Raw genomic sequence first — 12,974 nt, 5'->3', positions numbered from 1 at the left:
CTAGTTGTTTGGGAAGAATATAAATATAGCCTTTGTGTAAGGCTGTGCTTAATTCTCGCACCATAAATAAAATACATGACAACAGAAATTAACGGTATTTTTGAGCAAGTTCGCGAGCGCTTGAAACAATTAGGTAATGCTGTCGCTGACTTAGCTCAAAATCATGCTGATATTTTAGATAGTCCGAATATTCAAGATTCTTTATTAGAGTTTCGACAGGCTTATGAAGAGTCAGTAGCTAGGTTAACTAATCCTAATTTTACTATTGCGACTATTGGTACGACTTCTTCAGGAAAATCAACTATTGTTAATGCTTTAATCGGACGTAAAATTGCTCCCATCGAAGCGGGAGAAATGAGTGGCGGTATATTAACCATTAAGCATTCTAAGGAGTTCAAATTATTAATAGAAGAAACAGAAGAAGCTTGGCAAAAGATGGCTATTAGATATCCTGAAGAAACAGCAGCAGGTTTTTCCGTTCAAGATTGGTCGGAACATTCGGGTAGAAGCGTTGTCATCCTTAGAGCAGAAAGAGATGAGGCTGGTAACGAAGTATTAGTCAGAGATTACTCCGCCGTAAAACGACGGAGCCTGCTCTGACCGTTGGTCAATCAAGAAGGGAAAAAAGCGATAACTAACGATGAGGGTGATGTGATTGGTTATGAAGATTAGCCATTCCAAATGCAAATATAGTTTTGTTCCCGATAGTAACCTCTAGAAACCAACCAATCAAAGTAGTAAGTCTTATGGGGTTTGTTCATGATTAGGCGCTCGCTATGAATATATTCATTACTAATAAAAACATAGACAACTCCCGTATCTAAAATTTCATCTTTATTTGGGGCGTAGCGATGCCCTCCATCGACTTTTTCCGTTTCCTTTCCTTCGATCGTCATCCAAGAAGTAATTACTGTTTCTGGTTGATACTTTTTAATTGCTGCGATCTCGGGGAGCGAGGTGGCAAAGCCAATCGCGTCTAATTTCTCTACTTCAGGTGGTGGATTAGTTGAAGGTTGATTGAGTATTTCATGGACTAACTTTACGGCTGGTATTTGCTCTGAATAGTTATCGACTCCTACAATGCCGAGGTGATGATAGAGATAGTTATTCCCCGCACCGATTTCAATAGCTTTGTCCAGATTAAAATTATCCTTAAGCCATTGAATTAATTCTATTGTGGGTAACTGATAGATAGCCCGACAGATACACCACACCCTCAAATCTGTTATAGTCTATAGTCTGATAAAAGTCAGCAGATTGTCTATCACGGATAAGCTTCGCGACGCGTAGCTAGTCCTTTAGGGCAAATAGTTTCAGAATTCCCTGGGAGTCTAGGAGGATGCGGTCGTATTTTTGTAAAAACTCTTGGACTACGTTCGGAAAAATCATTTTTAACTGATAATTACTTTAAAGGTTTCGACTACGCGAGCGACAAATTTTGTAGGCAACACTTCACCTGTAGTTTTCCACCAGCGAGTATTTAGATCTAACGTTCTTACCTGTTCCGCAATGACCGAGCCTCTAGCCTTAAAGCCTTCAGGAATCGGAATCATCATCTTAATTTGAGGCTTGAGCGTACTGGTTATGGGGGATACAACTACTATTCGGCGATCCGACAGTAAACGTACAGAAAACAACGCGCTCGCGTATAATTATAATTATTTAGTCAGAACTTTTCAAAAACTGTACGTATAAGAAAAATTTTACGTTTAGTTTTGCTTAACTAAGCGTAAAATTCGATGAAAAAGCAGCGATTATCTTTTAAAAAACTGGTCGTATAATTAGCAGACACTTTTTGTAGTTGTTTTGAACTAACAAAAATGTATCGGGAGTAAAATCGTTAAAAGCATGGTTAAATAAGGAACTTAGGTTTTTACCAAGATCGAATTATACGTCAAGCGTTGTTTTTTGTCTGATTGCTGTCTCAACGCTGACCCCAACGAGTTAATTCTGTAACCAATATTCCATCTATCTTACGAGCTTGAGCTAAACTCATAACCTGTTTTCTTTTAGTGCGATTATTGTTACTTCCCGAAGCTGTCTCTTTCCACACACCAAGCACTTTGTAATCAGCTTGTTGGGCATACTCCCGTAAATCTCGTTCAGCCACGAGAACAAGATTGGTCATTCGTCGAAACTCGACAATAAATAGCTACCTTTTGTACCATTTAAACCCTTCCGTTCACAGGTGGCTCAAGCATAGATGCTGTCGTTACTTTCAAGTGTACCAAATAGACTAAAGTTCAATTGATACAAAGTAGCGTTCGCAATATTGGCTCTTGAAACCTTCACTGTGAAACGATTACAGCCAAGCGCGTTGTTATCTGTACACTTGCTACTCATACGCCTCAACCAAGAATTACGTTAACGCATAAATAGTTGGTACGAAAAATCTATGCCACCAGTTCCAGCTACTTCGGGATGAAAAAACTTGTCCAAAAAGAGCCGATTTAGGGTAAGTTTTCTATCATTAGAGGTGTGAGGGGTTGATTTTTCGTATCTGACTCAGTAATGCCCAACTATCATTTATGGGCAAGTTGGTAAAAATGCCACACACTGCTCCTCCTCCCAAAATTCCGAACTTAGAAAAACGTTCTCGCGAGCATCTTTTTCCGAGTGAAGTGGCTGCGATGGTTTCTGCTGCCAAAAAATTGGGTAGACATGGATTGAGAGATTCAACTTTAATTTTAATGGCTTACCGTCATGGGTTGAGAGTATCTAAATTAGTGGCGTTGAGGTGGGAACAAGTAAATTTTACTGGTGGCACGATTTACATTAATCGGCTCAAACATGGTGTTAGTTCTACTCATCCCTTGCCAGGAGTAGAACTTCGAGCGTTAAGGCAATTACAGAGAGAGTATTATGATATCGAATTATCTGTTTGTTTCTGAAAGAGGTGCGGTAATGGCTGCTGCGACAGCCAGAGGGATTATTGAACGCGCAGGAGTTGAAGCAGGATTATCTTTGAGTGTCCATCCTCATATGTTGCGACACGCCTGTGGATTTTATTTGGCGAGTCGAGGTCATGACACTAGAGCAATTCAAGCTTATCTTGGTCATCGTCGGATTCAACATACCGTTCGCTACACAGAGTTGTCTCCCAAGAAATTTCAAGAGTTTTGGCTGGATTGATTATGGGAGGCGATCGCGCTGCTCAAAAATTGATCGTGATCTTTATCTCCCCCACTTTTTTTCGCTCTCCTGTTTACTCTTCAACAGGCAGAGTATAGTAAGCAACGCCTTCAGATAGAAAGTCTGGTAAATTAGCCTCTACATTATCTCTTTCTGCTACTGAGGGAGTATAAAAATGCGCGCCTGTAGTAGTGTTGAAGAAACGATAAATCGGAATCGTACCTTCTTCTTCAGTAGGATAGGCGAAAAATGTTTCTCCTTCAAAGACAAAATTATCTAGATTTCCATCAACGAAATCTCGCTCTACTTCTGAAATTGTATAAAGATGAACCCCAGTGTCTTGGTTGAAAAAGCGGTATACAGGAGAAGGTTCTGGATTTCCAGTTAAAGGATCTATGCTTTCGTAAGAAGCTCCTTCAAAACTAAAGTTGGGTAACTCCAAAACTACATCTCGTTCTGTTTCATTACCAGTGTAGAAATGAACGCCATTATTGTTGTTGAGGAAGCGATATACAACATCACTAGCTATATCTTCATTTATATTGCTAGTGGAAGCATCAATACGAGTATCACCAATATCTGCACCAGTCAAATCGGAAGAACCCAAAGCATTTGCAAGTTCAGAAGCAACTAATAAGTTGGCTTCTGAAATAATCAGTCCTTCGTCAGTAGTGACGTTTCCTGGTGCGCTAATATCGAATAAAATTTCTAAATCTAGAGCATCTTCGGTAGTGTCAGACACAAAGAAACCGCTAGCGGTATTAGATACTCTAGAAGCATCAAAACCAATTAAAAAATCGCCGACGGTTACTTCTGTATCATTTAAGTTAAGAGTAACCGTACCAGAATGGTTAATCGTACCATCTACAGGTGCAAAAGGTTCTGTTTCAAAACTAAAATCTGTATCTTCAATAATTGGAAACCCCAATTGAAATTCTTCAGAAAAGGCTTCGCCATCGGTGTTCGCACTGACTAAAGTGATTCCTGCTGCTAATTCTAATAAGGGTAAGTCCAGAGAAACGCTAGTAGTTCCTGAATTAACTATAAAGGTTTGAGCCATAATTCTAATCTGGTTCAGTAAAAATTTATTTATCAATTACTAAATTCTATTTTAGTAGCATTTGTTACTTCACAAACTAATATTAGATATTGTAAAGTTTTTATTTAGAATTAGAACTTACGCAAAAGGTTCAATATGATGGTAAATCTCATCTTCATGAGGGCGTAGAAAATCCAAATCTTTCCAGTTACGAACCTTTTATTTCTGTCAAGTATGTATATTTTTTTTATAGCTTACGTCTAATGTGAATTAGATTTTAAAAAAGGGTAACGCGCTGAAAAGTAAAAACATCTATTGAAAAGCGATGCCTATATGCGAAGCGGTATCCCCATTCGAGGACAAGTGCCACGGCACTAGCTGAGTCTAACGACTTGCTAACGCAATCGCGTCGTCCTTTAGGACGGCTATGCTCCGCGATATGCCCTAAAGGACTAACTTCGTGTCGCGGAGCGGTATGCTAAAGCACTAGCTCCGCGTCGTCCTTTAGGACACGAAGTTATACTAAATCCGATTACCAAAGTATGTATAAAATGAAGCTGGAGAAGAGAAAAAATTGAATGCCAAAAACAGCTTATTTAGCCAATCATTTAAGTTCGGGTGAACTTAAAGAAAAATATCTTAAAAGTAAAGACTCTGTAGAAACCAGAAGATGGCATCTACTGTGGAAAGTATCTCAGGGCTGGACGATTAAAAATAGTGCCATCGCTGTGGGGTGTTCTTATCCTTATGCTCAAAAGATTCTCAGGCAGTACAATCTCCATGGAGAAGAAGGGGTCACAAATCGCAAAAATCAAACCAGCAATCACGTTCGAGGAAAAAAAAGGTTACTATCACAACCACAATTAGAAAAACTAACAAGAGCGATCGCTAAAGAGTCACCAGACGGAGGAATTTGGACAGGAACTAAGGTAGCTCGCTGGATTGAAAAAGAAACGGGCAGAGAAAAAGTCTGGAATCAGAGAGAATGGGACTACTTAAAAAAGTGCCCTAAAGGATATGCCCTAAAGGACTAGCTTCGCGTCGCGTTACTCTTGGCAGAGTCCAAGACCAACACATAAAAAAGCCAATAAATTAGAGCAAGAGATGTTCAAAAATAACTTGCCATTGAAACTTAACAAACTCGAGCAAGAAAATCCAGATGTGGCGGTAGAACTGTGGTTTTTCGACGAGCATAGAGTAGGATTAAAACCAATACTAAAAAAGGTTTGGTCAAAAGTTGGTCATCGACCAGAAGCAATAGTACAACATCGATATGAATGGTTGTATGTTTACGGGTTCGTTAAGCCAAAAACTGGAGAAACTTTATGGTATCTAATTCAAGCGAGTTAATACAAATTGGCTTAATCTGGTTTATCAACAGTTTGCTATTGATGCTGGAATTAATAATCAAAAAAAATTCTTTTGGTAGAAGATAATGCGTATGGGGCATCGCAGCAAAAAAGCGATTATTCCAGAGGGAATGGAGATTGATTTTTTACCTCCTTATTCTCCAGAATTATATGCGAAGCGGTATCCGTAATAGACAGCCAGCCGAAAGGTTGTGGCAGTTAGTAGATGAACCTCTGGTAAATCAATATTTTGAGCGTGAGGGATGCTGGGGTTTCGCGACTCTTATCCAATCACGCTGTTGAAACTATTAATGAGATAGAGGACATTTTAGTTGAGCGTTGTTGTGTAGTCAGTGAAATGAAAGATGAAGTTCGTAAACTGACTAACTATTATTGGCTAAAAAACACTTGTTGTTTACATACTTTGTAAATCGGATTTAGTATTAGAAGAGGAGTTGGGCATAAAATACAATAGTCCAGCAAGTTGCTGGACTATTGGGAAATTTTTCTATAGCGTCAAATTTATTACTTTTTTACTCCTTTTTCTAATTATGCAGCAGCTTGCTGCACAATTTAAGTTGACTGCTTTTTATACTTACCAATCTCTATCTTCCTAAACCGCAGATACCTATAGAGTGTGGCTTTCGAGATATTCAAATCTTCAGCGATTTGGTTGACGGGCAGACCCTCTTTGTAAAAGCTTTCAGCCACTCTTGCTTTTTTCTGAGCATCTTCCGAGAGTCCTGGTCTTCTTCCTCCCATTCTGCCCCTGGCTCTGGCAGCAGACAGCCCTGCATTGGTACGCTCACTAATAATTCCTCTCTCAAATTCTGCTAGGGCAGCAAAAATATTAAATACCAGCTTCCCTTGAGCGGTACTAGTATCAATCGGATCGTTTAAGCTTTTTAAGCCAATTCCGCGCTGACTTAATTCTTCTGCAAGCTCGACCAAATGTTTAAGCGATGCCTACGGCTAGCTCCGCAATCGCCCTAAGCGGTCTAGTTTCCAAACAACAATCGTATCTCCCTTACGGGCATTCTTGAGCATCCGCTCCAATCCTGGACGCTCTGACTTTGCCCCACTCACTTTATCGGTATAAATTTTATCGCATCCATGCGAACGCAGAGCATCTTTCTGGAGAGTCAGTTTCTGATCTTTGGTGCTCACACGAGCGTAACCTAATAACATTACATTGCTCACTTTTTAATAAACTCGATAATCAAGAGTATATTAAAAAGTCTTTATCTAAACCGCAATAGTAAACAATGTTCAAAATCAAAGATTATTGATAAAAGAGCGATCTGACTGGATTTTGAGAATTAGAATTCAGGAGAGGCAGCCGTACTAATAATAACAGTACAAAGTTTAATTATACGGACGTTTTAGCAAACTCATCAAGCTAGTTCGGAAAATTATCAGAGAATCAAATCGGTAGTAGGAACATCTTGCTCCAGTGCTTTCTCCTGAAAATGAGCAGGTGTTGATTTCTAGTACCCTTTTCAATGCTACCCTTAGAGACATGCATATTTAAAATAAGCGGACTATGAAGGTCAAACATATTATCAATCTTCACAAAGGAACCACCTTTATATTTGTGTTAGGGTTGATGCTAGCTTATCAGAACTTCACTCTAGGACCTTGGGTTTATTTGGCTCTTCATGGCACCTATGGTTTTTTGTGGCTGCTCAAAGATTGACTTTATCCTGATAAACAGTAGGAACAAGAAGTCCCTTTATGGACAGGCTTGGTCGGTTTTGGAGTGATAAGCTTGTACTGGGTGGCTCCTTTCATCCTGATTAGTAGTCGAGTTGAGTTAGCATTGCCCTTGGTTGCCACAGCAATTACCTCAATATATTAGGGGTCTTTCTTCACTATGGCAGCGATGCTCAGAAGTATTACACCCTCAAGTATTAAGCTGGGCTGATTACGGAGGGCTTTTTTGCCCGTTGTCCAAATACTAACTACCTGGGCGAGATCTTGATCTATTTAGCTTTTGCCATGCTGGCGAGATTTAACTGGGCTAAATGCTGCTGCCTGAATTCCCCACCAAGACCGTCAGTCGAAAAATTAGTGCCAATTTTTCGACTGACGGTTAAGTTGACAATACCGCTTATAGCTAACAACAAAAGTTCTCGGAGAGTCATCAATAAACTTTGTCTCTATTTATTGCGTTTAAATCTATGCGTTCTTGAAAAGCTTTATCATATACATATTGGAGAATAAAATCGCCTGAATCTATCAAAAAATCTAGGTTGATAATTTAGCTCTATTTTGTAAAAAAATTTTAAATTTGACGGTCTATCGTAGCTAATTGAATGTGATATTGTTGGAAATCATGTAATAAATAGTAATCTCAGTAATCAAACTGTATTGATGATTTATGCCAATTAATAATTTATGGACGGCAGGGGGAATAGTTAGTATTCCGTTACTGGGATTTTCGGTACTGGCGATCGCCCTAATTATTGAGCGGATATTTTTTTGGTTGCGGGTCAAGAACAAACAACGTCGTATTGTTAAGGAAGTATTGTCTTTATATAGAAGCGATCGCTTTGCGGCAATTTCTAAGTTAAAGCAGAATGCTCAACTACCCATTGCACGGATCTTCCTCGAAGCAATGGAGCTGGAAGAACCGACACCCGATGAGTTTCGTTTAGCGTTAGACAGTGCGGTACAGGCTGAGATCCCCGTTTTAAGGAAGTTTGGTACTTGGTTTCAAACAATTATTACCGCTTCGCCGTTGTTAGGATTACTCGGTACGATTTTAGGTTTGATTCAGTCTTTTTCGGCAATGGATTTGGGTAATGCTGCTGCTGGCAGCACTACTGGGGTTACGGTAGGGCTAAGCGAAGCTTTGGTTTCTACAGTCATGGGATTGGTTGTGGCGATCTTTACTTTACTGTTCGCCAATACTTTTCGAGGTTTATATCTACGGGAACTAGCGTTTATTCAAGAAGTAGGCGGTCAACTAGAACTGCTCAATCGTCGTTATCATCAAGGAGGTAGAGAAAATGCGACCTATAAATGAGGTAGAAGATACCTTTGAGATTAACATCCTGCCGATGATAGACGTAATCTTTTCTATTCTGGCGTTTTTTATTATCTCTTCGTTGTTCTTAACGCGATCGCAAGGATTACCCGTAGATTTACCCTCGGCACAAACTGCCCAAGTCAAACATTCTGTACAGCTAAATATTACTATCGAACTCGACGGCAAAATGTTTTTAGATCGTCAGCCGATTGAACTAGATACTTTAAAGGCTGCACTGACGGAAAAAATCGAGCCTAATTCTGAATCCGTAGTAATTATCAATGCCGATGAAAAAGTCGAACACGGCACTGTAGTTAAGGTAATGGATCGCTTGCGCCAAGTTCCAGGGGCAAAAATGGCGATTGCAGTAGATAAAGAGTAAACAGCAATTTTAGTAATTACCAAAAAGTATTGTTAAAAATGCCAACTTTATTAGGGCGTCTCACAGTCACGCAACAAGATTAAATTTTTTATTTTTCATGCCATTTTGGGGACTGAATGATAAGATTAGGATTTTAATGCGTCGCCCCTAGAAAAACTGAACATCAAAGCTGTAGAGAAATTGAACCTCTTACTACAAAAGGTCTGCCAACGTAAATACCCCGAGCTGAGCTAGTATCGGCAGCTTCAATAAAATCTACGTCAAACAGATTGTCCAAGTTTAGACGCAGTTGCCAATTCTGGCGATTATAAAAAAGTGCTGCATTAGTGAGAAAATAGCTGTCTACCTTAAAGCTATTTGGCAAACCGCCTTGTCTTTCACCAACGTAGTTTAACCCTACCCCTAAACCCAAACCTTCTAAATCGCCCTGTTGAATTTCATAAGTTGTCCATAAACTAGCACTGTTTTCGGGAATATTGGGAAAACGATTGCCAATAAGATCGGGATTATTATCTTCGGTTATTTCCGAATCAATATAAGCATAGGAAGCAATAATATTCCATCCAGGCTGAATCTCCCCAGTTAGATCGAGTTCTACACCCTGGCTTTGCTGTTCTCCAACAACTACAGCAGCAAAAGGATTAAATCTATCTTCAGTCGCAACGTTTTCTCTAGTTATATTAAAATAAGCAGCATTAGCTGCAAGACGATTAGTCACGATTTCAGCTTTGACTCCAACTTCAAATCCTTTTCCTGATTCTGGTTCTAGCAAACTTCCATCAGCCGAGCGATTGTATAAAAAAGGCTGCGGATTAAAAGACTCACTGTAGTTGCTATAAAGAGAAATAGCTTCAATCGGCTGATAGACAATGCCAATGCGAGGAGTAAAAGCATCACTATCTTGAGAAACTTCGGTATTGTTTAAATTATTGGTGGTGGTTTGGTCAAATGTGTCATAACGCAACCCTGCCAATAAAATTAGATTGTCTAACAAATCTATCTTATCTTGAAGATAAATTCCCAGACGGTCATTAGTAACATCATCATTATTAAAAAAGTCAATGGCTTCAGGGTCAGGGGAGAGAAACGCGTCGTAATCTGGATTGAAGATATCAATAAATGTCAAATTGGGATTGGAAGAATTTAAAGGAAAAGGATCGAATCTAGTGCTTAAGTCGGTTTGACTGTGGTTTAGATCTATTCCAAATAAAAGATTGTGTTTAATTTTTCCAGTTGCAAAATTACCTTCTACATTGGTATATAAAGTAAAACTGTCTTCGGCTCGCTCTTCTTGAACAAAAGTACGAGTTATAATACCCGTGTTTTCATTGATTAGAAAAGGTACAGCCAAAGTATCATCATTAGAATCGTAATTATTGGAGATATAGCGAAAGGCATTTCTAATTTTCCAATCTTCATTAAAACGATGCTCGAAAGTATAGCCAGTGTTAATAAATTCTCTTTCCGCCTCATCGCTGGGATTGTTAAGAATTCTTTCACGGGGAATGTCAGCAGGTTCACCGTCAATCGATGCCGTACCAGAATCGACAGGTCTCGTTTCATGAGTGTATTCGAGATTGAAAGACAAATCGGTGTTATCAGAAATTTGCCAAGCTAAAGTTGGAGCAACAAAAAAACGTTCAAAACCGTTGTCGAAGTCGCGAAAGCTCTCTTCGTATTGGTATAGTGTATTAAGTCGATAGTTTAGGTTAGCATCCTCGGTTAGAGGACCAGACAAATCGAAGGGAAGTCGCACGAAACTATCATTTCCTAGTTGAAGCTGTAAATTATAAAAAGGTTCGGATAAAGGCTGCTTGGAAACAAGATTGATTAGTCCGCCAGGTTCGCTTTCACCGAACACAACAGAAGAAGGTCCTTTAACAATCTCTACTCGCTCTAAGTTAGCTATTTCTGGTATTCCCTGGGCAGCCCGATTGTATACTCTAAAGCCATCTCGGAGAATAGCACTACGATTAAAACCTCGAATTGCAATATCCGCACCACGACCGAAATTGTTACCAGAAAATATTACTCCGCTGCTGTTGGTTGCAATTTCTTCTAGCGATATTGCTTGCCGATCTTCAATTACCTGTTGGGGAATGATCTGAACTGATTGAGGAATATCTCGCAAAGGTGTATTAGTTCGTGTTGCCGTGCTAGCATCGGGTACATAATAATTATCTTCTGCTTCATCTGTGACGATAATTTCAATCTCCTCATCTATTTCAGTTTGTGCTGTGCTTGTTGAAACAATGTTTAATACTACTGAATTTGGCTGAGAAGGTATTATTTCTGCACTTGGTGTTTGTGTTTCGCCTGCAATAGTCAAACGAACACTACTTTCATCTAGCTCTGTTAGCTTGACTTGCTTAATTCCTGGGGCGGGATTAGTTTTGGCAAAACCGTTTTTAATAGCGGGTGCTAAAGTTGCATCCAGAATATCGATTACCAAATTATTGCCTTCTGGAAAGATTAGCGGGACTAACCTTTTTCCTTTGGTAGTTAAAATTACTTCTAATCCTTTATCAGTTCGATCGACCTTTAATCCAGTTATGGAAGTAAAATTACCTTGCGCTATATGCGTAGCGGTATCCTTTAGGAATAAATCTTTTGCTGAACTAGAGACTTTGTGGCGCGAGAAAGGAGCTCGAATAAAATTTGTCTCTATTATTTGCGAGTTATTCTTTATCGATTCAGCGGTAGCGGGATTAATAGTAACAAGAAATGGTAACAAGCTTAATTGAGCGAGGAAAACACCATATTTAACTAAATTCAATTTCTTATTCCTGATACTCTGTTTTTTCATATTTAGATTAATAACGTCATCATCAAATTTCGTCTAGCTTAACCCTCTTTTGTCACTTTCCGAGAATTAAGCTACAATAGAAAAAGTTATTGGTAGCTGTGAGGCAGAGAGGGCAATGGATGTAGAATTACAAATTCTCAAACATTTAAAGCGATCGCCAAGACCGACAGTATCCGTCGTAGATAAATATTGCTCTGCTTATAATGACTTATTTTCTGATGTAAGAAGTTATGAATGTTTTAAATATTTACATCAAGGAATCATCTCACCAATTAAAAGGAAATCATTACCAGAGATAGCAAAGGTAGTAGGAATCAAATCATCTCAATCATTGCATCATTTTTTAGCCAATTCACCTTGGTCAGCAACAAAATTAAAAGAGAAAAGATTAACTCTAACTCTAGAAGCTTTAAGAAATCAAAAAATCACAGTAATTATTGATGAAACAGGAGATAGAAAAAAAGGGGGAAAAACAGATTATGTAGCCAGGCAATATTTAGGAAGCGTCGGAAAAATAGACAATGGAATAGTATCAGTTAACGCTTATGGAATCTATGAAAATATTACTTTTCCCTTAGTCTTTAAAGTGTTTAAACCGAAGGGAACATTAAAAGAGTCAGATACCTATAAAACGAAGATTGAATTAGCATCATCCATTATTACAGAACTAATAGAATTTGGATTCAAGATCGATCTAGTCTTAGCGGATAGTTTGTACGGGGAGGCTAGTTCATTTATCAGAACGTTAGACAAACATAATTTACCTTGGGTGTTAGCAATTAGAAGTAACCATGGAGTCTGGCTATCATCTGAGCAGAAGGTCAGAGCGAACAAGTGGTGTAAATTCCAGACTTTCAGCAATCAAAAAGCGGTGCGACCCACAGCAAGCTTTGCTGGCAAAGTCATGGCTTCGCATGACGATGGGGCTAATGCCCCGTCCAACGTAAGGCGCCCCCGAACGCGCACCAAGACATCTGAAACTAGATACATTAGAGAAATAGTTTATGGCAAACGAAATTATCGAACCTATTGGGAAGTTACTACCGATACTGAAACTATGCCCCCCAATTCGACTTCCTTTATCATGACTAATCTTCAAGAAACTAGAAGCAAAATGAAGAAAACTTTAGGCAACCTATATGGACTAAAAACCTGGGTTGAATACGGATTTAGACAATGCAAACAAGAACTAGGATGGACTAATTATAGATTCACTGATTTTCAAGAAATTAATA

At 39.0% G+C, this 12,974-nt stretch carries 15 protein-coding genes and 1 pseudogene; 9 read left to right on the top strand and 7 right to left on the bottom strand.

Going from position 1 to position 12,974, the window contains the following annotated elements; genetic code table 11:
- The first annotated feature begins 75 nt into the window (after nt 1-75).
- Nucleotides 76-600, top strand: coding sequence for a dynamin family protein (locus tag V6C71_13460; protein HEY9769480.1), 525 nt, complete (start codon nt 76-78; stop codon nt 598-600).
- 68 nt (nt 601-668) lie between these two features.
- Here V6C71_13460 and V6C71_13455 read toward each other — a convergent pair whose 3' ends face one another.
- The 3 genes from V6C71_13455 to V6C71_13445 all read right to left on the bottom strand — a co-directional run bounded on the left by V6C71_13455 (nt 669) and on the right by V6C71_13445 (nt 2,128).
- A complete protein-coding gene (locus V6C71_13455) occupies nt 669-1,214 on the bottom strand; it encodes a hypothetical protein (protein HEY9769479.1) in 546 nt (181 codons plus the stop codon).
- Between the two features lie 177 nt (nt 1,215-1,391).
- Entirely contained in the window at nt 1,392-1,637 is a 246-nt protein-coding gene (locus V6C71_13450) for a type II toxin-antitoxin system PemK/MazF family toxin (GenBank protein HEY9769478.1), read from the bottom strand.
- Between the two features lie 287 nt (nt 1,638-1,924).
- Nucleotides 1,925-2,128, bottom strand: coding sequence for a recombinase family protein (locus V6C71_13445; protein HEY9769477.1), 204 nt, complete (start codon nt 2,126-2,128; stop codon nt 1,925-1,927).
- 418 nt (nt 2,129-2,546) lie between these two features.
- On the opposite strand from V6C71_13445, the gene V6C71_13440 reads away from it, so the two are divergent.
- Nucleotides 2,547-2,891: a tyrosine-type recombinase/integrase gene (locus tag V6C71_13440; GenBank protein ID HEY9769476.1), complete on the top strand. Its 345-nt coding sequence runs from the start codon at nt 2,547-2,549 to the stop codon at nt 2,889-2,891.
- Complete coding sequence (locus V6C71_13435) at nt 2,863-3,132, top strand: tyrosine-type recombinase/integrase (protein HEY9769475.1); 270 nt, start codon at nt 2,863-2,865, stop codon at nt 3,130-3,132. Before V6C71_13440 ends, V6C71_13435 begins: the two co-directional genes overlap by 29 nt.
- Nucleotides 3,133-3,205: 73 nt before the next feature.
- On the opposite strand, the gene V6C71_13430 is transcribed toward V6C71_13435, so the two are convergent.
- On the bottom strand, nt 3,206-4,192 hold the full coding sequence (locus V6C71_13430; GenBank protein ID HEY9769474.1) for a hypothetical protein: 987 nt from the start codon (nt 4,190-4,192) through the stop codon (nt 3,206-3,208).
- Nucleotides 4,193-4,749: 557 nt separating this feature from the next.
- Here V6C71_13430 and V6C71_13425 point away from each other — a divergent pair.
- Together V6C71_13425 and V6C71_13420 are read left to right on the top strand one after the other, a co-directional pair.
- Nucleotides 4,750-5,205: a helix-turn-helix domain-containing protein gene (locus tag V6C71_13425; GenBank protein HEY9769473.1), complete on the top strand. Its 456-nt coding sequence runs from the start codon at nt 4,750-4,752 to the stop codon at nt 5,203-5,205.
- Between the two features lie 70 nt (nt 5,206-5,275).
- Nucleotides 5,276-5,521 (top strand): hypothetical protein, encoded by a 246-nt coding sequence (locus V6C71_13420; GenBank protein HEY9769472.1) that lies wholly within the window; start codon nt 5,276-5,278, stop codon nt 5,519-5,521.
- Between the two features lie 572 nt (nt 5,522-6,093).
- Here the strand turns inward: V6C71_13420 and V6C71_13415 are convergent.
- Nucleotides 6,094-6,708: pseudogene (locus V6C71_13415) on the bottom strand (recombinase family protein).
- A 355-nt stretch (nt 6,709-7,063) separates the two neighbouring features.
- Between V6C71_13415 and V6C71_13410 the strand changes: the two are divergent.
- Nucleotides 7,064-7,216, top strand: a complete 153-nt coding sequence (locus tag V6C71_13410) for a hypothetical protein (GenBank protein ID HEY9769471.1) — start codon at nt 7,064-7,066, stop codon at nt 7,214-7,216.
- Nucleotides 7,217-7,502: 286 nt separating this feature from the next.
- Here the strand turns inward: V6C71_13410 and V6C71_13405 are convergent, their stop codons facing one another.
- Nucleotides 7,503-7,664 carry a hypothetical protein gene (locus V6C71_13405; protein ID HEY9769470.1) on the bottom strand — a complete coding sequence of 54 codons (162 nt, stop codon included), beginning with the start codon at nt 7,662-7,664 and terminating at the stop codon, nt 7,503-7,505.
- Nucleotides 7,665-7,900: 236 nt separating this feature from the next.
- On the opposite strand from V6C71_13405, the gene V6C71_13400 reads away from it, so the two are divergent.
- Together V6C71_13400 and V6C71_13395 are read left to right on the top strand one after the other, a co-directional pair.
- Nucleotides 7,901-8,548, top strand: a complete 648-nt coding sequence (locus V6C71_13400; protein HEY9769469.1) for a MotA/TolQ/ExbB proton channel family protein — start codon at nt 7,901-7,903, stop codon at nt 8,546-8,548.
- On the top strand, nt 8,532-8,933 hold the full coding sequence (locus V6C71_13395) for a biopolymer transporter ExbD (protein ID HEY9769468.1): 402 nt from the start codon (nt 8,532-8,534) through the stop codon (nt 8,931-8,933). The genes V6C71_13400 and V6C71_13395 overlap by 17 nt, the downstream gene beginning before the upstream one ends.
- Nucleotides 8,934-9,096: 163 nt before the next feature.
- Here the strand turns inward: V6C71_13395 and V6C71_13390 are convergent, their stop codons facing one another.
- Nucleotides 9,097-11,709: a TonB-dependent siderophore receptor gene (locus tag V6C71_13390; protein ID HEY9769467.1), complete on the bottom strand. Its 2,613-nt coding sequence runs from the start codon at nt 11,707-11,709 to the stop codon at nt 9,097-9,099.
- Between the two features lie 145 nt (nt 11,710-11,854).
- Here V6C71_13390 and V6C71_13385 point away from each other — a divergent pair.
- Nucleotides 11,855-12,974: IS701 family transposase (locus V6C71_13385; GenBank protein HEY9769466.1), on the top strand; the 1,120-nt coding region annotated here is incomplete at its 3' end.

Source organism: Coleofasciculaceae cyanobacterium (assembly GCA_036703275.1).
Taxonomy (GTDB): domain Bacteria; phylum Cyanobacteriota; class Cyanobacteriia; order Cyanobacteriales; family Xenococcaceae; genus Waterburya.
Note: the sequence above shows the minus strand (reverse complement) of the source record. Positions and strands in the feature narration are given on the sequence as shown.